The organism is Tsukamurella ocularis, from assembly GCF_965138335.1.
GTDB classification, from domain to species: Bacteria; Actinomycetota; Actinomycetes; order Mycobacteriales; family Mycobacteriaceae; genus Tsukamurella; species Tsukamurella ocularis_A.
The window spans coordinates 16,124-34,343 of sequence record NZ_CBCSDV010000021.1; the positions used below are offsets into that span (position 1 = coordinate 16,124).

The window sequence follows — 18,220 nt, forward strand, 5'->3', positions numbered from 1 at the left end:
GTTCTGCAGACGTTCAACCGGACCGCGGTCCCACATCTTCCCGATGTGGGTGGGATCACACCACGAGCTGGCCCTCCAGGTCCGGCATCGTCGCGCCGCCCGTCGCCCGACGGTACGCGGTGCCCACCAGCTCGATGGCCTGGGCGAGCTGGTCGGGAGGCAGCGAGTACGGGATGCGGATGTTGCGCTCGAGGGCACCGTCGACCCCGAAGGCGGAGCCGGCGGCGATGCGCACGCCGAGCCCCGCGGCGGCCGCGGCGGTCGCGGTCCCGACGGGCCGCGGCAGCGTCACCCACAGGCACAGCCCGCCGACGCCGGGGGAGATCGTCGCGCCGGGGAGGTGCTCCGCGACCGCGTCGCGCGCGACGGCCCGCGCCGCCCGCAGCGAATCCAGCCGCCCGGGCAGGAAGTCGGCGAGGTGGTCGAGGGCGTAGCCGGCTGCGAGCTGCTCGAAGACGGCGCCGGCGAGGTCCATGTCGTAGCGGGCGGCGGTGAGCGAATCCGGCGAGCTCTCGGTGCGGATCCAGCCCACCCGCAGGCCCGCCCAGATGGTCTTGCTGGCGGACCCGAGGGTGATGACCCGGGCGCCGCGCGGCGCGAACGCGGCGACCGGGGCCGGTGCCGCCACGTCGAGCGCCAGCTCGGCCATCGTCTCGTCGACGATCACGGGCACCCGGTACCGCGCGGAGATCTCGCACAGCCGGCGCCGCCCGGCCTCGTCGAGGAGCAGCCCCGTCGGGTTGTGGAAGTCGGGGATGGTGAAGATGATCCGCGGGTTCTGCTGCTTGATCACGGCCTCGAGCTGGTCGAGGTCCCAGCCGTGTTCCGGGTGCAGTCCCACGGCGACGGGCCGCGCGTTGTGTCGCCGCAGTGCCAGAATGGTGCCGTGGTGCGTCGGCTGCTCGATGACCACGCGATCGCCGGGATGCACCAGCGTGTCGAGCACCACGCGCAGCGCGTGCTGCGCGCCGGCGGTCACCAGGATCTGCTCCTCCGAGGTGGGCAGGCCGCGGTCGGTGTACCGCCGCGCGATGGACTCCTTCAGCGCCCGCACGCCGCCGGGGTAGAGGCCGATCCCCGCGAGGTACGGCGGCGCGCACTCGAGGGCGTGCCGGTAGCCGTCGTGGACGATCTGATCGGGGGCCGACGGTGCCGCGATGTTCAGCCGGATCAGGTCGGCCTCGGGGCCGGTGTCCGCGGGCTCGGCGGGCACGGCGTGCGGCAGCGAGAGGACGCTCCGCGCACCCTGCCGCGACTGCAGGTGCCCGCTGTCGCGCAGCTCGGCGTAGGCGGTGGTCACCGTCGTGCGGCTGACGTCGAGGTGCGCGGCGAGGGCGCGCTCGCTCGGCAGCGCGGTCCCGACGGGGACCCGGCCGTCCAGCACCAGGAGGCGCAGCGCCTCGGCGAGCGCGAGGTAGGCGGGGCGCGGACCGTCGGGGCGCCAGGAGCCGAGTTGGCGGACCAGGGCGGCCGCGCCGACAGTGCCAGTTGCAGGGAACATGAGGCCAGTATCTCAGAACTGGCTATGGATTGCCATGCCACTTGGGATCAGAGTGGGTGTCATGATGATTCGACTCGTGAAGCTGTTCGTGGGCCTGTGGCTGTACGGCACGGCGATGGTCGCGATCCTGCGCGCCGGCCTCGGCAACATGCCGTGGGACGTGCTGCACCAGGGGCTCGCGGAGAAGATCGGGCTGTCGGTGGGCGTGGTCTCGATCATCGTCGGCGCGCTGGTGCTGCTGGCGTGGATCCCGATCCGGCAGAAGCCGGGCTTCGGCACCGTCGCCAACGTGATCGTCATCGGCGTCGCCTTCGACACCATGGCGCCGCTGTTCCCGGAGAACCCCGCCCTGGTGGTCGCGGTCCCGATGATGCTCGGCGGCATCGTGCTCAACGCCTTCGCGACGGTGCTCTACATCGGCGCCGGGATGGGGCCCGGCCCGCGCGACGGCCTGATGACGGGGCTCGTCGCCCGCACGGGCGGCTCGGTGCGGGTGGTGCGCACGTCGATGGAGGTCCTGGTCGTGATCGTGGGCTTCCTGCTGGGCGGCACGCTGGGCATCGGCACCGTGCTCTACGCGGTGGGCGTCGGCCCGCTGATCCAGCTCTTCGCGCGCACCGGCCTCGGCGGCCCGGCGCTGGCCCACGGCGCGCACGGCGACGCCGCGCAGCGCGAGGGTGCGCAGGGCGACGCGCACGGCGTCGCCGCCACCGGCCCGGACGCCCACGGCGTGGATAAGGTGGGGGAATGCGGATCCTCATCACCGGAGCGAGCTCCGGTCTCGGCGAAGGCATGGCTCGGACGTATGCGGAGCGCGGCGAGGACGTAGGTCTCCTCGCGCGCCGACTCGACCGGCTGGAGGGCCTGCGCGCCGAGCTCACCACCTGCCCCAAGGCGGGTGCGGTGGAGATCGGCCGGCTTGACGTCACGGACTTCGCCGCCGTGCCCGTCGCCATCGCCGACGTGGTGGAGCGGCTCGGCGGACTCGACCGCGCGATCATCAACGCCGGTATCGGCAAGGGCGCGCCGATCGGCACGGGCAAGGCCCACGCCAACCTGGAGACCGTGCAGACCAACCTCACGGGCGCGCTCGCGCAGGCGGAGGCGGTGCTCGAGGTGTTCCGCGCGCAGGGCCGCGGCCACCTCGTGCTCATCAGCTCCATCGCCGGTCAGCGCGGCATGCCGAAGGCGCAGGCCGCCTACTCCGCCAGCAAGGCCGGCCTCACCGCCCTCGGCGAGGGGCTGCAGGCCGAGTTCGCGGGCAGCGACATCACCGTCACCGTCATCAAGCCGGGCTTCATCGAGACCGACATCAACAAGGGCGTGAAGACGTCCATGAAGTCCTCGCTCGACGACGGCGTGAAGGCGCTCGTCAAGGCCATCGACCGCGAGCCCAAGGAGGCGGCCGTCCCGGCGTGGCCGTGGACCCCGCTCGGCGCCGTGCTGCGCCACGCGCCCGACGAGCTCACCCGCCGCCTGATCTGATCGCGCCGACCGCGCCGCGAGGGATCCCCCGGAAGGACTAGGGGTCCAGCCCTGAGGCGCCGCCCCCGAACGTGGGGGACCGGCCCGGATGTGTCGCGCCGCCGCAGTTCCTAGCGTGAGAAGGGACGAAAGGTGGTGCGAAATGCGCACATTCATCAAGACAGCCACGATCGCCTCCGCAGCCGGAATCGCCCTCATCGTCGCGGCCGCCCCCGCCCACGCCGACCCGGACATCAGTGACTACGCCCGCGGCAGCATCGGCGAGAGCTGCGCCGGATACCAGGTCGGCAAGTTGGCGCTCGAGCGAAGCCAGGGCTTCGTGCTCAGCTGCAACGCCAACGGCACCTGGCAGATCCCGAAGGAGCCGTGAGCCGCTACTCCGACGGCTTCCGCCCGGCGACGAACCGCCGGGTGACGGACATGTCGCGTTCGCCCAGCCCGGCGGCGACGATCTCCTCGAACTCGGCCAGCAGCGCGGGCAGCAGCGCCGCCTCCGTCCCCGTGGCGGCGGCGACCTCCGCGCCCGACTTCAGATCCTTGAGCAGGTACTTCGCCATCCCCGACGGGGTGTCGTCGCCGGTGACCAGCTTCTCCTTGCGGGTGTCCAGCAGGCGCGAGGCCGCGTAGCCCCCGCCGAGCAGGTCCCACATGGTGCCCAGGTCGATGCCCGACCGGTCGGCCAGCACCGTCGCCTCGCCGAGGGCGGCGATCGTCGCGGCGACCACCAGCTGGTTGCAGGCCTTCGCGACCTGCCCCGCCCCGAGCGGCCCCAGCCGCACCGGGGTGCCGCACGGCGCCAGCACCGCGGCGGCGAGCGCGCAGTCCTGCTCGGTGCCGCCCATCATGATCGAGAGCGTGCCGGCGATCGCGCCGTCGTCGCCGCCCGAGACGGGGGTGTCGACGACGCGGACCCGGCCGCCGGTCTCGCGATCGAGGCGCTCCGCGAGCGCCCGGACCCCGGGCGCGGAGGACGTAGAGCCGATGAGCAGCAGGAGGGGTCGGTCGCCCGCGAGCAGCCCGCCCGCGAGCACTTCCTCCACCTCGGGCAGATCTGGCAGCATGAGGAGCACCACGTCGGCGACGGCCGCGAGCGACGCGGCGTCGTCGTGCTGGACGGCACCGTCGGCCACGAGATCGGGGCGCGGGCGCCGGGCGGTGATGTGCACGCTCCCGTGCGCGCGGGCCAGGTGCCGCGCCATCGGGGCGCCCATGGCGCCCAGCCCGATCACGCCGACCGTCACCCCGCGCAAGGGGGTCGAAACCTCCGTCATTCGTCCAACCTAGCGAATCGCGTTCAACATGTTGGCCGATTGACTAGACTCGGCGCATGACCTCCACGCTCCGTGCCGCCCTCGCCGTCGACCTGCCCGAGGACGACTGCCTGCTCATCGAGCGGCTCGAACCCCGCGTCGAGCTGCTGCGCGACCACAGCCTCAACCGGCCCGCCCGATGGGACGCCGACTGGGACGGCGACCCCGCCTTCACCCGCACCCCCGAGCAGGAGGCCGCCTTCACCGCCCTCCTCGACGGCGCCGACGCCCTGTTCGGCATCCCCGACGTGCAGCCCGCGCGGCTGGCCGCCACCGTCCGCGCCAACCCGACGCTGCGCTGGGTGCACGCCACGGCGGCCGGCGGCGGGGCCCAGGTGCGCGCTGCGGGCCTGACCCCCGCCGAGCTGGAGCGGGTCGCCTTCACCACCAGCGCCGGCGTGCACGGCTCGACACTGGCCGAGTTCGCCCTGTTCGGGATCCTCGCCGGCGCCAAGGACCTGCGCCGCCTCGAGGCCGACCAGGCAGCCCGGCACTGGCCCGCCGAGCGCTGGGCGATGCGCCACCTCGACGAGATGACGGTGCTCGTCGTGGGCCTCGGCGGCATCGGCGCCGCGACCGCCGCCCGGTTCAAGGCCTGCGGCTCGACGGTCTGGGGCACCTCGCGCAGCGGCCGCCCCGTCGACGGCGTCGACCGCGTGATCCCGCTCGACGGGCTCGCCGCCGCGGCCGCGCAGGTCGACGCCATCGTCGTGACCCTGCCCGGCACGGCCGCCACCGACAAGCTCATCGGCGCCGAGTTGCTCGCCGGCGTGCGCCCCGGCACCCTGCTCACCAACGTCGGCCGCGGCACCGTCATCGACGAGGACGCGCTGCTGGCGGCCCTCGACGACGGGCGGATCGGGTTCGCCGCGCTGGACGTCTTCGCGACCGAGCCGCTGCCGCAGGAGAGCCCGCTCTGGGGCCACCCGCGGGTGCTCGCCAGCCCGCACACCGCGGCGCTGAGCCGGCAGGAGGGCACGCGCATCGCCCGCCTCTTCGCCCGCAACGCCACGGCCCTGCTCGACGGCGCGCCGATGGCCAACGTCGTCGACACCGTGGAGTTCTACTGATGGCGTCGCCGGAGGGGGCGCGGGCCCCGGCGCCCGCGGTGACCCGCGCGATCGGCATCCTCGCGCTGCTCGCCGAGTCCGAGAGCCCCGCCCTGAGCCTGAGCGACCTGGCCCGCGGCCTCGGCATCGCGAAGTCCTCGTGCGCCAACCTCTGCCAGGCGCTGGAGGACGGCGACATGATCCGCCGGGTGCCCGGCGGCTTCTCCCTGGGCCGCCGCACCGCGGAGATCGGCGGCGCCTACGCGCTGCAGTTCAACCAGGTCCGCGAGTTCTTCCCGGTGATCTCCGCGTCGCCGGTGCTGCACCGCGAGCTGGTCCAGATCACCATGCTCGACGGCGCGCACGCCCTCTACCTGGCACGGCACGAGGGCCGGGTGCCCTACCGGTTCGGCACGCCGCTCGGGTCCCGGCTGCCCGCCGTGTTCACCGCCACCGGCAAGGCGCTCCTCGCGGGCCTGCCCGACGACGAGCTCGACGCGATCCTCGCCAGCGCCGTGCCCGCGCGCAGCGCCGTCGACGGCGCCGAGGTCACCGACGCCGCGATCCGCGCCGAGCTGGCGCGCGTCCGCGAGCGGGGCTACGCGCTCGACCCCGGCAGCGGCACGCTGGGGCTCACCGGCATCGCCGTCGCGCTGCCCGCGTGGGCGCCGGGCGACCCGCCGCTGGCCCTGGGCGTCGCCGTCCCGTCGGAGCAGGCCGACGAGGCCCGGGTCGCGACCGTCGCCCAGGCGCTGGCCGAGGCCGCCGCCGGGCTCACCAACCCGTGGCGCGAGCGCGCCGCGACCGAGCGGCCCTAGCAGCGGTGCCTAGACCGTGCGGCCGCGCTGCGCGCGGTACCAGCGCACCTGCGCGTCGGTCGACGAGTCGAGGTCGGCGGCGGGGGCACCGTCGGACGCGATGACCGGCAGCAGCGCGTTGGCCTGCACCTTGCCCAGCTCGACGCCCCACTGGTCGAAGGCGTTGATGCCCCAGACCGCGGCCTCGGTGAACACCTGGTGCTCGTAGAGCGCGATGAGCTGCCCCACGACCGACGGCGTGAGCTTCGGCGCGAGGATCGTGGTGGTGGGCCGGTTCCCCGGCATCACCTTGTGCGGCACGACGGCCGGATCGGTTCCCTCGGCGGCGATCTCGTCCGCGGTCTTGCCGAACGCGAGCACCTTCGTCTGCGCGAACAGGTTGCTCATGAGCAGGTCCTGCATGGTGCCGACGCCGTCGGTGGTGGGCAGGTCGTCGGTCGACTGCGCGAAGCCGAGGAAGTCCGCGGGTACGAGGCGCGTGCCCTGGTGCAGCAGCTGGAAGAAGGCGTGCTGGCCGTTGGTGCCCGGCTCGCCCCAGAAGATCTCGCCCGTGTCGACGGTGACGGGCGTGCCGTCCCCGCGCACGGACTTGCCGTTGGACTCCATGGTGAGCTGCTGCAGATAGGCCGGGAAGCGGGCCAGGTCCTGCGCGTAGGGCAGCACCGCGCGGGACTGCGCGCCGAAGAAGTCCGAGTACCAGAGCCCGATGAGGCCCAGCATGAGCGGCGCGTTGGCCTCGGCGGGCGCCGTCGCGAAATGCTCGTCGACGGTGCGGAACCCGGCGAGGAATTCGGCGAACCGCTCGGGGCCGACGGCGATCATCACGGACAGCCCGATCGCCGAGTCCACCGAGTAGCGGCCGCCGACCCAGTCCCAGAACCCGAACATGTTCGCGGTGTCGATGCCGAAGGCCGCGACCCGCTCCGCGTTGGTCGAGACGGCCACGAAGTGCTTGGCCACGGCCTCCTCGCCGACGCCGAGCTTCTCCAGCAGCCACGCCTTGGCCGCGTGCGCGTTGGTGAGCGTCTCCTGCGTGGAGAAGGTCTTCGACGCGACGATGAACAGCGTGGTCGCGGGGTTGAGCTGCGCGAGGGTGGCGGAGACGTCCGCCGGGTCGACGTTCGAGACGAAGTGGCACGTGATGCCGCGCTGCACGTACGCGCGCAGCGCCCGGTAGACCATCGCGGGCCCCAGATCGCTGCCCCCGATGCCGATGTTCACCACGTCGGTGATCGGCTCGCCCGTCGCGCCGCGCCAGCGCTTGGCGCGCACCTCGTCGCTGAAGGCGCCCATCTTCTCCAGCACGTCGTGCACGTCGCCGGTCACGTCCTGGCCGTCGACCCGCAGGTCCAGGCTCGACGGTGCCCGCAACGCGGTGTGCAGCACGGCGCGGTCCTCGGTGGCGTTGATGTGCACCCCCGCGAACATGGCGTCGCGGCGGGCGGCGACCCCGGCCTCGTCGGCGAGCGCGGCCAGCAGACCGAGGGTCTCGCGGGTGACGCGGTGCTTGGAGTAGTCGATGTGGAGATCGCCCACGTCGAAGACGAACGCGGAGCCGCGGTCCGGGTCGGCGGCGAACAGCTCCCGCAGCGTGGTCCCGGCGATCTCGCGGTGGTGGTCGACGAGGTTCCGCCAGGCGGTGGACGCGGTGATGTCGCTGTCGCTCATGGCGTCAGCCTAGTGTCCGGAGCGCCCGCGCGGGCGGTTCACGGACGAGCTCACAGCGGGCGCCGGGACAACGCCCTGCGCGCACGCGCGGGCCGGAGCTAGGGTGGCGGTATGGCAACCGAGCAGCGCGTCCGTGACCTCCTCGACCGCATCCCCACCGGGATCTTCGTGAACGGTGCTTTCCGCGATTCGAGTTCGGGCGCAACCTTTCCGGTGCACGACCCGGCCACGGAGGAGGTGCTGGTCGAGGTCGCCGACGCCACGCCCGAGGACGGCGCGGCCGCCCTCGACGCCGCCGTCGCCGCGGGCCCGGCGTGGGCCGCGACGCCCGCCCGCCGGCGCGCCGAGATCCTCCGCGCCGCCTACGAGGGCCTCGTCGCCCGGACCGACGACTTCGCGCTGCTGATGACGCTCGAGATGGGGAAGGCGCTGCCGGAATCGGCGAACGAGGTCAAGTACGGCGCCGAGTTCTTCCGCTGGTTCTCCGAGGAGGCCGTGCGCATCGCCGGCCGCTACACGCCCGCGCCCGCCGGCACGGGGCGGATCCTGGTGAGCAAGGCCCCCGTCGGGCCGTGCCTCGCGATCACCCCGTGGAACTTCCCGCTCGCGATGGGCACCCGCAAGATCGGGCCCGCGCTCGCGGCGGGCGCGACGATGGTGGTCAAGCCCGCCGGCCTGACCCCGCTGACGATGTTGCTGCTCGCGGAGGTGCTGAAGGAGGCCGGGGTTCCGGACGGGGTCATCTCGGTGCTGCCCACGTCGCGCTCCGGCGCGCTGACGGGGCCGCTGTTCACCGACCCGCGGCTGCGCAAGGTCACCTTCACCGGGTCCACCGAGGTGGGCCGCACCCTGATCGGACAGGCGGCGCACGGCATCCTGCGCATGTCCATGGAGCTCGGCGGCAACGCCCCGTTCGTGGTCTTCGACGACGCCGACGTCGATCACGCCGTCGAGCAGGCCCTCCTCGCCAAGCTGCGCAACGGCGGCGAGGCGTGTACCGCCGCCAATCGCTTCCACGTGCACGAGTCGGTGATCGAGGAGTTCACCGCCAAGCTCGTGGACGGGATGGCGAAGTACGTGCTGGGCCGCGGCATCGACGACGGCGTGACCATCGGCCCCCTGGTCTCCGCGGATCAGCAGGCCATCGTCTCGGAGCTGGTGCAGGACGCGGTCGCCAAGGGCGCCTCGCTGCGGCTCGGCGGGGTCGCGCCCGACGGCCCCGGCCACTTCTTCCCGCCGACGGTGCTCGCCGACGTGCCCGCCGACGCCCGGATCCTCACCGAAGAGGTCTTCGGTCCCGTCGCGCCCGTCGTCTCCTTCGCCGACGAGGACGAGGGCGTCGCGGCCGCGAACGCCACGGAGTACGGCCTGGTCTCCTACGTCTTCACCAAGGACCTCGACCGGGCGCTGCGCGTCGCCGATCGGATCGAGTCGGGCATGGTCGGCGTCAACCGCGGCGTGATCTCCGACCCCGCCGGTCCGTTCGGCGGGGTGAAGGCCTCCGGCTTCGGCCGCGAGGGCGGCAGCGAGGGCATCGAGGAGTACCTGGAGACCCGCTACATCGCCCTCCAGTGACCGCCCAGCGCGATTGAACACTGTTCACGATCACCGCGACCTGCGGTTTCTCGGTCGGAACAGTGTTCAATTGCAGTCGGAGTGATCGCAAACCTCACCGCGGCGCGACGGTCTGTGGCAACGTCGAGGTGTGGTGGATGAGCTGGCGGGTAGCGGCACCCGGGAGAACGTGATCCTGGTGCACTGGCACGACCTGGGCCGTCACCTCACCTGTTACGGCGCCGAGGGCGTTGTCAGCCCGAACCTCGACCGCCTCGCCGCCGAGGGCATCCGGTTCACCGACGCGCACGCGACGGCGCCGCTCTGCTCGCCCGCGCGCGGCTCCCTGTTCACGGGCCTGCACCCGCACCGCAATGGTCTCGTCGGTCTCGCCCACCACGGCTTCGAGTACCGCGACCACGTGCGCACCCTACCCGCGCTGCTGGGCGAGGCGGGCTACCGCAGCGCGCTGTTCGGCATGCAGCACGAGAGCGCGGACCCGACCCGCCTCGGCTTCGACACCGCCGACGTCTCGGACTCGCTGTGCGACTACGTGGTCGCGCGGTCGCAGGAGTGGCTGGCCGACGCCGCCGTGCGCGAGGAGCCGTTCTTCCTCACCGCGGGCTTCTTCGAGACGCACCGCCCGTACCCCGCGGACCAGTACGCGCCGGCCGACCCGGACGCCATCGGCGTTCCCGGCTTCCTGCCCGACACCACGCAGGTCCGCGAGGACCTCGCCGGCCTGCACGGGAGCATCACGCAGGCCGACGCCGCCGTCGGGCGGCTGCTCGACACCGTCGACGAACTGGGGCTGGCCGAGAGCACGTGGATCCTGTTCATCACCGACCACGGCCTCGCGTTCCCGCGGGCGAAGTCCACGCTCTACGGCGAGGGGACCGGCGTCGCCTTCATCGTGCGGCCGCCCCGCGCGCTCGGGCTCGCGCAGCGCGTCTACGACGACCTGTTCTCGGGGGTCGACCTGACCCCGACGGTGCTCGACCTCCTCGGCCTGCCCGTGCCGGAGGACGTCGACGGCGAGACCCACGCGGCCGAGCTCCTCGAGCCGGCGGGCGAGCAGGTGCGCGCCGGGCTGTTCACGCAGAAGACCTACCACGACGCCTACGACCCCATCCGGGCCGTGCGCACCAAGCAGTTCAGCTACATCGAGAACTACGCCGACCGGCCGGCGCTGCTGCTGCCGCTCGACATCGCGGACAGCTCCTCCGCCGCGTCGCTCGACCCGTACGAGACGGCCGCGCCGCGGCCCCGTCGGGAGCTCTACGACCTGGTCGTGGACCCGTACGAGCGGCACAACGTGGTCGACGAGCCCGCCTACCAGTGGGTGGCCCGCCGCCTCGCCGGCGTGCTCGCCGATTGGCGCGAGGAGACCGGCGACGTGCTGCCGACCGAGGCCGAGGGCACCGCGATCGCCGAGGCCTTCATGGCCGCGTTCTTCGCCGGCCGGGCCGAGCCCGACGCCGACGAGACGCCGCTGCCCTCGCGCCGCCCGCAGGGGGAGCGCCGCGAGCTGGTCCCGCGCGAGTCGGCCGCCCGCGCGTCGGCCGAGCGGGCCCGCGCCGGCGCCGCGAACGCCTGACCTACACCCGCACCTGACGGAACTCGGGCGCCACCTCAGCGATCCGCTCGTAGTCGCTGTCGCGATGCACCACGATCGCGCTGTGCTGCATAGCGATCGCCGCAGTCAGGACGTCGACAGTGCCCGCGGCGCGAACCTTGCCAGCTGCCCAGAGCCGTCGCTGGATCTCCAGCGCGATGTCGTGCGTGGTGAGGTCGGTCGGGAGCACTCGGAGATGGGACCACCTGCGGGCGTATTCGGTCTCCCACTCCGCTGGAGAACGGGTGGAGTACAGGGCCTCGATCATCTGCGGCGTGCATGCGACGAGTTCGTTCTCACCGTGGATGAACGGAGCGAGAACGGAGGGTGCGATCTCGCCGCGTTGGACACGCGCGAGCACTGAGTTGTCGAGGAGGTGCCGGGTGATCAGCGGTGGGTTCACCGGTTCACCGTTGCGCTTCCTTGCGGAATTCGGGGTCGGCGAGTGCTGCGTACGGTCCGTCGGGGTTCGCCGCGATGTCCTCGATCATCTTGCGCTGGAGCGCTTGGCGTAGCGCCAGCTCCACCAGGCTGACCACCATGTCTTGATTGGATGCGTAGCCCAACTCCTCCCGCGCACGGTCGAAGAGCCCTTCGGGCGCGCGCAGGGACGTCAGCTTGAGTGGAGCGTCGCGGAATTCAGGTAGCGATACGGACATGTCGCACCTCCGGCGTATATCGAATCTATGGAATCACGATATCAGAATCGGACACGGTGCGGAATCCGATGTTGCTCGCCGTCGAGCTCGGGGTGTTGTGGCTGCGGGCCGCCACGCGGTAGCGGTAGCAGTAGGAGTCGTGGCACAGGTGGCTCCCGCCGCGCAGCACGCGGGCGGTGCCGCGGTCGGGCCCCGTCGGCGAGACCTCCGGTGCCGCACGGTAGTAGCGCGCCGAGAACCGGTCGGCGCACCACTCCCACACGTTCCCCACCGTCTGGTACAGGCCGTAGCCGTTCGGCGCGTACGAGCGCGCCGCGACGGTGCCCACGGCACCGTCGGGCTCGGGGAAGTCCCCGACGAAGACGTTGCAGTCCCGGCCGGGCACCGGATGCTCGTCGCCCCAGGGGTAGCGCGCGCCGTCCAGCCCGCCGCGGGCCGCGTACTCCCACTGCGCCTCGGTCGGCAGGGCGCGGCCGGCCCACGCGCAGTACGCGAGGGCGTCCGCGTGCGAGACGTGCACGACGGGATGGTCGTCCAGGGCGACGGTGCCGGGCCCGCCCGGCGCGCGGAACGTCGCGCCCGGCACCGTGAGCCACCACGGCGTCCCGGGGACCGGCACTCCGACGGACGAGTGCTCCACCGATTCGGCCCGCTCGCTGCGTTCCCGGCGCCGGGCCGCCGAGGCGTGGAACACCGCGGACGCGCCGAACCGCTCCGCGTCGGTGACGTACCCGGTCGCGTCGGCGAAGGCCGCGAACGCGGCGACGGTCACCGTCGTCGCGTCGATCGCGAAGCCCGGCAGCACGACCCGGTGCACGGGGAGCTCGCCGTCCGCGCGGTAGCCGTCGCCGTGCTGATCGCCCATCGCGAACGCGCCGGCGGGGACGCGGGCCTGGGGGATCGGGTGGGCGCCGCCGCGGGCGGCCGGCCCGCCGCGATCGGGCAGGTCCGGTCCGGACGGCGAACAGCAGGTCACTCCTCGAGTATTCCCCGCTGAACGAGCAGCGCGATCACCCGCTGCGCCAGCTCGTCGGTGTCGGCGCCGGTGGTGTCGAACCGCAGGTCCGGGTCCTCGGGCTTCTCGTACGGCCCGTCGACGCCCGTGAGGCCGCGCAGCTCGCCGCGGTCCGCGCGCGCGTACAGGCCCTTCGGGTCGCGCTTGCGGCACTCCGAGACCGGCGTCGAGACGTGCACCTCGAGGAAGTCGATCTCGGCCGCCAGGTTCAGCTCCCGGGCGATGTCGCGGTCGGAGCGCAGCGGCGAGACCAGCGACGCGATCGAGATGACGCCCGCGTCGGCGAACAGGCGCGTCAGGTGCCCCACGCGGCGGATGTTCTCGGCCCGGTCGCCGGGGGAGAAACCCAGATCGTCGGAGATGCCGTGGCGGATGTTGTCGCCGTCGATGAGATAGGCGACGCGGCCCCGCGAGACCAGCGCCCGCTCCAGGGCGACCGCCACCGTCGACTTGCCGGACGCGGGCAGGCCCGTGAACCACACCGTCGCGCCGCGCTGGCCGGTCTTCGCCCAGCGCTCCGCGCGGCCCAGCGAGCTGGGGTGCCAGCGGATGTCGTTGCGGGTCGCCTGGCCGGGGACCACCTCGCGGGCCTCGCTGATCGTGCCCGCGCCGACGGTGTCGTTGCTCGCCTCGTCGATGAGGATCAGCGCGCCCGTGTCCCGGTTCTGCGCGTACGGATCGGCCACCACGACCGACGAGGTCCGCAGCGTCACGGTCCCGATGTCGTTGAGCGCCAGCTCGCTCGGCCCCACCTGCTCGATGAGCGTCTCCGGGTCCAGGCGCCGCTCCAGCGACTGGACGGTCGCGCGGACCGTCGCCGTGGCGTGCTTGAGGGCCACGCGGTCCCCGGCGCGGAGGGGCTTCTCGGCGAGCCAGCAGACGGTGACCTCCAGCTCGCGGGCGTTCACCGGCAGGTGCGCGCCCTCGGCGTCGGAGACGAGGACGTCGCCACGGCCCACGTCGATGTCGTCGGCCAGCTCGACGGACACCGACAGCGGCGCGACGGCCGTCGCGCGGTCGTCGTCGAGCGTGTCGAGCGCGGTCACCGTCGACCTGCTCCCGGACGGCAGGACGAGCACCTCGTCGCCCACGGTGAGCGTGCCCGCGGCGACGCGGCCGGCGTACCGTCGGCGCCGCTCGGCCGTGGGACGGGAGACCCACTGGACCGGGAGACGCAGCTCCGTCGCGACCGCGGACGGTGCTAGCAGGGGAACGGCCTCGAGGTGTTCGAGGAGCGTGGGCCCGTCGTACCAGGGGGTGTGCTCCGAGCGGTGCACCACGTTGTCGCCGAGCTTGGCGGCCAGCGGGATCGCGGGGATCGCGTCCAGTCCCAGCCGCACCGCGAGCTCGGCGAGCTCCGCCTCGACCTCCGCGAACCGCTCCGCGGAGAAGTCCACGAGGTCGATCTTGTTCACCGCGGCGATGACGTGCGGCACGCCGAGGAGCGTCGCGATGCGGGCGTGTCGGCGGGTCTGGCGCAGCACGCCCTTGCGGGCGTCCACCAGCAGGATCGCGACGTGCGCGTTCGAGGCGCCGGTGAACATGTTGCGGGTGTACCGCTCGTGGCCGGGGGTGTCGGCGAGCACGTAGCTGCGCGACGCGGTGGAGAAGAAGCGGTAGGCCACGTCGATGGTGATGCCCTGCTCGCGCTCCGCCCGGAGGCCGTCGGACAGGGCCGCCAGGTCGACCTCGTCGCCGTCGGTGACGGCGTCCAGGTGGTCGGTGGGCAGGCTGCCGGTGTCGTGCAGCAGGCGGCCGATGAGCGTCGACTTGCCGTCGTCGACGGACCCCGCGGTGGCGAGGCGCAGCAGCTGCCGCGTGGTCGGTGGTGCCAGTACGTCCGTCATCAGAAGTACCCCTCCTTCTTCCGGTCCTCCATGGCCGCGGCGGACGTGCGGTCGTCGGCGCGGGTCTCGCCGCGCTCGGAGACGGTGGCGGCGGAGATCTCCGCGATCACGTCGTGGATCTCGGTGGCGCGGCTGCGGACCGCGCCGGTGATGGTCAGGTCGCCGACGGTGCGGTAGCGCACCCACTCCCGTCGCGCGGTCTCGCCGTCGCGCGGCTGGGTGAACTCCGAGACGGCGAGCAGGATCCCGTCGCGCTCGAAGACCTCGCGCTCGCTCGCGTAGTAGATCGGCGGTAGCTCGAGGCCCTCGAGCTCGATGTAGCGCCAGATGTCGAGCTCGGTCCAGTTCGACAGGGGGAACACCCGGACGGATTCGCCGCGGCGGATGCGGCCGTTGTACAGCGACCACGGCTCCGGACGCTGCGCCCGCGGGTCCCACTGGCCGAACTCGTTGCGGAAGCTGAACACCCGCTCCTTGGCGCGGGCCCGCTCCTCGTCGCGGCGGGCGCCGCCGAATGCGGCGTCGAAGTTCCCGGCCTCCAGCGCGTCGAGCAGGGTGCGGGTCTGCAGCCGGTTCCGCGAGCCCGAGGACTCGGTCGACTCGGCGACCCGGCCGCTGTCGATCGACTCCTGCACCGACGCGACGATGAGCTCGATCCCGTCGGGGTTCTCCGCGGTCGGGGCCACGCGGCGGTCGCGGAAGTCGATCACCTCGGGGAAGTTGTGGCCCGTGTCGACGTGCAGGATTGGGAAGGGCAGCGGCGAGGGCCGGAAGGCCTTCTCCGCGAGCCGGAGCAGGACGATGGAGTCCTTGCCGCCGGAGAACAGCAGCACCGGGCGTTCCAGCTCCGCGGCCACTTCGCGGATGATGTGCACGGCCTCGGCCTCGAGGACGCGCAACTCGTCGACGGCGGCGATCGGTGCGGGCGTCAGGGTGCTCATAGGGGGTATCCGTTCTCGGCGGCGTCGGCGCGGTAGCGCTCCGCCCACTCCTTGGAGCGGTCGTTGGACTGGGGCTTGAGCGGCGGCGGGGGCGAGAGGTCCGGGTCCTGCCCGATCGCGTCGAGGACGCGGGCCGTCGTCTTCTGCGGGTCGGCGGTCAGCTCGTGGAAGTCGATCTCGAGCGGGGTGATGCCCTCGAACGCGAACCACGCCCGCCACGACCGCTCCTGCTCGCGCAGAATCCCGGCCAGGTGGGCGATCCCGTCGGCGCGGTACACGGCGCGCTCGTCGCGCTCGCGGTCGTGATCGGGGTCGTCGCGCCAGACGCGGGTCTGCACGGCGCGCCACATCGAGACGGCCTGGGCCACCACGTCGGGCCGGTGGACGTGCACGTAGAGGGGGTCGGCACCGTCGAACAGGGAGCGGATGGCCGTCCGCACCGAGCCCGACGCGATCCGGGTGCGGGTCACGAGGACGGGCGTCTGGTTCCACATGAGCTTGCCGCCCCAGACGCCGTTCGGCGTCCGGCCCTCGCGCAGCACGTCGCCGCGCCACTGCTCGGGGCCGCGCGGGTCGACGGTGCCGGGATCGATCGGGTCGAGCAGGTCGAGCAGCGACGGATCGTCCACGCCGGCGAACCACTCGCGCGGCTGCGGCGACAGCGACGAGGACGGGTAGTACTGGAAGAACTCCTGCGGCCGACCGGCGACGCCGGTGGCCGCGAGCGACTCCACGAGGAGGGTGCTCCCGCTGCGCTGGCTGGCGCAGACAAGATAGTCGTGAGGGCTGGGCATGCCCGCCAGTCTGACGGAGAAAGCCCTTTCGACCTGGGGTTCGATGGCACCGTGAACGTGATCCTTGACGGATCGCGGCCGGTGTGGTGCGGCCGCTACAGGGCGTCGATGCCGGCCAGGAGCAGGTCCAACCCGGCGAGGAATTGGGCGCGGTCGTCGTGGTCGGCCATGGTCGCGGCGATGCGGTGCAGGTACGGGAACTCGTCCGGGTCGAGCCGCTCGATGCTGGCCGCGACGCCACCCAGCAGTTCCTCGCGGCCGGGCCCGCTGCGGGCCAGCGGCGAGCGGGCGTTGGCCGCGTTCTGGGCCGCCGATCCCAGGATGTAGCCGACGATCGCGGTGGCGGCGTCGAAGAGCGCCGCGTCGGGCGCGCCCATCGCCAGCACGGCGCCGCCGATCCGCTCGCTGAGCAGCAGATTCGCCGGCCGGCCGGGATCGGCCATGATCTGCGCGGCGAGCCACGGGTGCTCGTCGACCGCGTCGAACAGCGCCGCCGCCACCGCGCGGATGCGGTCGCGGGGGTCGCCGGCGCCGGTGGGGGCGGCGAGGATCGGCCGCAGGATCGCATCGGTCGCGGCCGCGAGGAGCTCGTCCTTGCCGGCGACGTGGTGGTAGATCGCCCCGCTCCCGGTCTGCAGGGCGCCGCCCAGGGCGCGGAAGGTCAGCGCGTCGGTGCCGCTCGCGTCGAGGAGGTCGATCGCGGCGTCGACGATGCGATCGCGGGAGAGGGCGTCGGTGCGGCGGCTGCGGGGTGGCACGTCTCCATCTTGACACGAGTGGAACGATGTTCCAAACTCTCATGGAACGTTGTTCCAATGAAAGGGGAGCACCATGGAGACACCCATCGCGATCGTCGGCGCCGGACTCGGCGGCCTCGCCCTCGCCCGCGTCCTGCACGTCCACGGCGTCGACGCCGTGATCTACGAGGCCGAGCCGACGCCCATGTCGCGCACGCAGGGCGGCCAGCTCGACATCCACGAGGCCGACGGCCAGGCCGCGATCGAGGCCGCCGGCCTCACCGCGGCGTTCCGCGCGCTGATCCACGAGGGCGGCGAGGCGACCCGCGCCCTCGGCCGCGACGGCACCGTCCTCCTCGACCTCCCGGACGACGGCGACGGCGGCCGGCCCGAAGTGCTCCGCGGCGAGCTGCGGCAGCTGCTCATCGACGCGCTGCCCGCGGACACGATCCGCTGGGGCGCGAAGGTCACGGCGGTGCGCGCGCTCGGCGGCGGGCGGCACGAGCTCACCCTCGCCGACGGGACCGCCGTCGCGACCGGCCTGCTGGTCGGGGCCGACGGTGCCTGGTCCAAGGTGCGCGCCCTGGTGACGGAGGCGGCACCGTCGTACTACGGCACGACGTACGTCGAGACCTACCTGCATGATGTGGGGCGTCGCCATCCGGGCATCGCCGAGCTCGTGGGGGAGGGCGCGATGTTCGCGCTCGCGCCCGGGCGGGGGATCAGCACCCACGCGGAGGCGGGCGGCATCGTCCACACCTACGCGCAGCTCCACGTCCCCGAGGACTGGGCGGACGGCATCGACTGGTCGGACACCGCGTCGGCCGCCGGCGCCGTGCTCGCCGAGTATCCGGGCTGGTCCGGGGAGCTCACCCGCCTCATCGGCGAATCGGACACGCCGCTCGTGCCGCGGAAGCTCTACACGCTGTCCGTCGGCCTGCGCTGGGAGCACGTCCCCGGCGTGACGCTGGTCGGCGACGCCGCGCACGTCAGCCCGCCGGCCGGGGAGGGCGCCAACATCGCGCTGTTCGACGGTGCCGAGCTGGCCCGGCACATCGTCGAGAACCCCGGCGACCACGACGCCGCGCTCGCCGCCTACGAGCGGGAGATGTTCGACCGCGCCGAGGAATCCGCGGCGTCCGCGGACGAGATGGCGACCATGATCCTCGGCGACGACGCCCCGAACGCCCTGGTGGACTTCTTCGCGGGGGCCGGCCGCGGCTGACG

Annotated in this window: 18 protein-coding genes; 8 read left to right on the forward strand and 10 right to left on the reverse strand. The window is 73.1% G+C overall.

Annotated elements, in window-relative coordinates; all coding sequences use genetic code 11:
• Window positions 1-55 precede the first annotated feature (55 nt).
• A complete protein-coding gene (yczR, locus tag ACNAYW_RS17825) occupies window positions 56-1,501 on the reverse strand; it encodes a MocR-like transcription factor YczR (RefSeq protein WP_415850997.1) in 1,446 nt (481 codons plus the stop codon).
• A 61-nt stretch (window positions 1,502-1,562) separates the two neighbouring features.
• Between yczR and yczE the strand changes: the two genes are divergently transcribed.
• From yczE to ACNAYW_RS17840, 3 genes are all read left to right on the forward strand, one after another.
• A complete protein-coding gene (gene yczE, locus ACNAYW_RS17830) occupies window positions 1,563-2,330 on the forward strand; it encodes a membrane protein YczE (protein ID WP_415850998.1) in 768 nt (255 codons plus the stop codon).
• On the forward strand, window positions 2,249-2,986 hold the full coding sequence (locus ACNAYW_RS17835) for an SDR family oxidoreductase (RefSeq protein ID WP_415850999.1): 738 nt from the start codon (window positions 2,249-2,251) through the stop codon (window positions 2,984-2,986). Before yczE ends, ACNAYW_RS17835 begins: the two co-directional genes overlap by 82 nt.
• 142 nt (window positions 2,987-3,128) lie before the next feature.
• Window positions 3,129-3,356 carry a hypothetical protein gene (locus ACNAYW_RS17840; protein WP_415851000.1) on the forward strand — a complete coding sequence of 76 codons (228 nt, stop codon included), beginning with the start codon at window positions 3,129-3,131 and terminating at the stop codon, window positions 3,354-3,356.
• Window positions 3,357-3,360: 4 nt separating this feature from the next.
• On the opposite strand, the gene ACNAYW_RS17845 is transcribed toward ACNAYW_RS17840, so the two are convergent.
• Window positions 3,361-4,257, reverse strand: coding sequence for an NAD(P)-dependent oxidoreductase (locus ACNAYW_RS17845; RefSeq protein WP_415851001.1), 897 nt, complete (start codon window positions 4,255-4,257; stop codon window positions 3,361-3,363).
• A 56-nt stretch (window positions 4,258-4,313) separates the two neighbouring features.
• Between ACNAYW_RS17845 and ACNAYW_RS17850 the strand changes: the two genes are divergently transcribed.
• A complete protein-coding gene (locus ACNAYW_RS17850; protein WP_415851002.1) occupies window positions 4,314-5,366 on the forward strand; it encodes a D-2-hydroxyacid dehydrogenase in 1,053 nt (350 codons plus the stop codon).
• Window positions 5,366-6,163: an IclR family transcriptional regulator gene (locus ACNAYW_RS17855; RefSeq protein WP_415851003.1), complete on the forward strand. Its 798-nt coding sequence runs from the start codon at window positions 5,366-5,368 to the stop codon at window positions 6,161-6,163. The genes ACNAYW_RS17850 and ACNAYW_RS17855 overlap by 1 nt, the downstream gene beginning before the upstream one ends.
• A 9-nt stretch (window positions 6,164-6,172) precedes the next feature.
• On the opposite strand, the gene pgi is transcribed toward ACNAYW_RS17855, so the two are convergent.
• Window positions 6,173-7,831 (reverse strand): glucose-6-phosphate isomerase, encoded by a 1,659-nt coding sequence (gene pgi, locus ACNAYW_RS17860; protein WP_415851004.1) that lies wholly within the window; start codon window positions 7,829-7,831, stop codon window positions 6,173-6,175.
• 111 nt (window positions 7,832-7,942) lie between these two features.
• On the opposite strand from pgi, the gene ACNAYW_RS17865 reads away from it, so the two are divergent.
• The gene (locus tag ACNAYW_RS17865; protein ID WP_415851005.1) at window positions 7,943-9,406 is read left to right on the forward strand and encodes an NAD-dependent succinate-semialdehyde dehydrogenase; all 1,464 of its coding nucleotides are present in this window, start codon (window positions 7,943-7,945) and stop codon (window positions 9,404-9,406) included.
• Window positions 9,407-9,539: 133 nt separating this feature from the next.
• Window positions 9,540-10,982, forward strand: coding sequence for a sulfatase family protein (locus ACNAYW_RS17870; RefSeq protein WP_415851044.1), 1,443 nt, complete (start codon window positions 9,540-9,542; stop codon window positions 10,980-10,982).
• 1 nt (window position 10,983) lies between these two features.
• On the opposite strand, the gene ACNAYW_RS17875 is transcribed toward ACNAYW_RS17870, so the two are convergent.
• From ACNAYW_RS17875 to ACNAYW_RS17905, 7 genes are all read right to left on the reverse strand, one after another.
• A complete protein-coding gene (locus tag ACNAYW_RS17875; RefSeq protein ID WP_415851006.1) occupies window positions 10,984-11,403 on the reverse strand; it encodes a PIN domain-containing protein in 420 nt (139 codons plus the stop codon).
• Window positions 11,404-11,407: 4 nt separating this feature from the next.
• On the reverse strand, window positions 11,408-11,659 hold the full coding sequence (locus ACNAYW_RS17880) for a hypothetical protein (protein ID WP_415851007.1): 252 nt from the start codon (window positions 11,657-11,659) through the stop codon (window positions 11,408-11,410).
• Window positions 11,660-11,684: 25 nt separating this feature from the next.
• Window positions 11,685-12,635: a formylglycine-generating enzyme family protein gene (locus ACNAYW_RS17885; protein WP_415851008.1), complete on the reverse strand. Its 951-nt coding sequence runs from the start codon at window positions 12,633-12,635 to the stop codon at window positions 11,685-11,687.
• Complete coding sequence (gene cysC, locus ACNAYW_RS17890) at window positions 12,632-14,521, reverse strand: adenylyl-sulfate kinase (protein WP_415851009.1); 1,890 nt, start codon at window positions 14,519-14,521, stop codon at window positions 12,632-12,634. Before cysC ends, ACNAYW_RS17885 begins: the two co-directional genes overlap by 4 nt.
• Entirely contained in the window at window positions 14,521-15,462 is a 942-nt protein-coding gene (gene cysD / locus ACNAYW_RS17895) for a sulfate adenylyltransferase subunit CysD (protein ID WP_415851010.1), read from the reverse strand. Before cysD ends, cysC begins: the two co-directional genes overlap by 1 nt.
• Window positions 15,459-16,256, reverse strand: coding sequence for a trehalose 2-sulfotransferase (stf0, locus tag ACNAYW_RS17900; protein ID WP_415851011.1), 798 nt, complete (start codon window positions 16,254-16,256; stop codon window positions 15,459-15,461). The genes cysD and stf0 overlap by 4 nt, the downstream gene beginning before the upstream one ends.
• Before the next feature lie 95 nt (window positions 16,257-16,351).
• Window positions 16,352-17,014 carry a TetR/AcrR family transcriptional regulator gene (locus ACNAYW_RS17905; protein WP_415851012.1) on the reverse strand — a complete coding sequence of 221 codons (663 nt, stop codon included), beginning with the start codon at window positions 17,012-17,014 and terminating at the stop codon, window positions 16,352-16,354.
• A gap of 73 nt (window positions 17,015-17,087) precedes the next feature.
• On the opposite strand from ACNAYW_RS17905, the gene ACNAYW_RS17910 reads away from it, so the two are divergent.
• The gene (locus tag ACNAYW_RS17910; RefSeq protein WP_415851013.1) at window positions 17,088-18,218 is read left to right on the forward strand and encodes an FAD-dependent oxidoreductase; all 1,131 of its coding nucleotides are present in this window, start codon (window positions 17,088-17,090) and stop codon (window positions 18,216-18,218) included.
• Window positions 18,219-18,220: the final 2 nt, after the last annotated feature.

What these genes read in the sequence shown, in the direction of transcription:
- yczR (WP_415850997.1), bottom strand. Translation starts at nt 1,501, where the DNA reads ATGTTCCCTGCAACTGGCACTGTCGGCGCGGCCGCCCTGGTCCGCCAA.
- yczE (WP_415850998.1), top strand. Translation starts at nt 1,563, where the DNA reads ATGATGATTCGACTCGTGAAGCTGTTCGTGGGCCTGTGGCTGTACGGC.
- ACNAYW_RS17835 (WP_415850999.1), top strand. Translation starts at nt 2,249, where the DNA reads ATGCGGATCCTCATCACCGGAGCGAGCTCCGGTCTCGGCGAAGGCATG.
- ACNAYW_RS17840 (WP_415851000.1), top strand. Translation starts at nt 3,129, where the DNA reads ATGCGCACATTCATCAAGACAGCCACGATCGCCTCCGCAGCCGGAATC.
- ACNAYW_RS17845 (WP_415851001.1), bottom strand. Translation starts at nt 4,257, where the DNA reads ATGACGGAGGTTTCGACCCCCTTGCGCGGGGTGACGGTCGGCGTGATC.
- ACNAYW_RS17850 (WP_415851002.1), top strand. Translation starts at nt 4,314, where the DNA reads ATGACCTCCACGCTCCGTGCCGCCCTCGCCGTCGACCTGCCCGAGGAC.
- ACNAYW_RS17855 (WP_415851003.1), top strand. Translation starts at nt 5,366, where the DNA reads ATGGCGTCGCCGGAGGGGGCGCGGGCCCCGGCGCCCGCGGTGACCCGC.
- pgi (WP_415851004.1), bottom strand. Translation starts at nt 7,831, where the DNA reads ATGAGCGACAGCGACATCACCGCGTCCACCGCCTGGCGGAACCTCGTC.
- ACNAYW_RS17865 (WP_415851005.1), top strand. Translation starts at nt 7,943, where the DNA reads ATGGCAACCGAGCAGCGCGTCCGTGACCTCCTCGACCGCATCCCCACC.
- ACNAYW_RS17880 (WP_415851007.1), bottom strand. Translation starts at nt 11,659, where the DNA reads ATGTCCGTATCGCTACCTGAATTCCGCGACGCTCCACTCAAGCTGACG.
- cysC (WP_415851009.1), bottom strand. Translation starts at nt 14,521, where the DNA reads ATGACGGACGTACTGGCACCACCGACCACGCGGCAGCTGCTGCGCCTC.
- cysD (WP_415851010.1), bottom strand. Translation starts at nt 15,462, where the DNA reads ATGAGCACCCTGACGCCCGCACCGATCGCCGCCGTCGACGAGTTGCGC.
- stf0 (WP_415851011.1), bottom strand. Translation starts at nt 16,256, where the DNA reads ATGCCCAGCCCTCACGACTATCTTGTCTGCGCCAGCCAGCGCAGCGGG.
- ACNAYW_RS17910 (WP_415851013.1), top strand. Translation starts at nt 17,088, where the DNA reads ATGGAGACACCCATCGCGATCGTCGGCGCCGGACTCGGCGGCCTCGCC.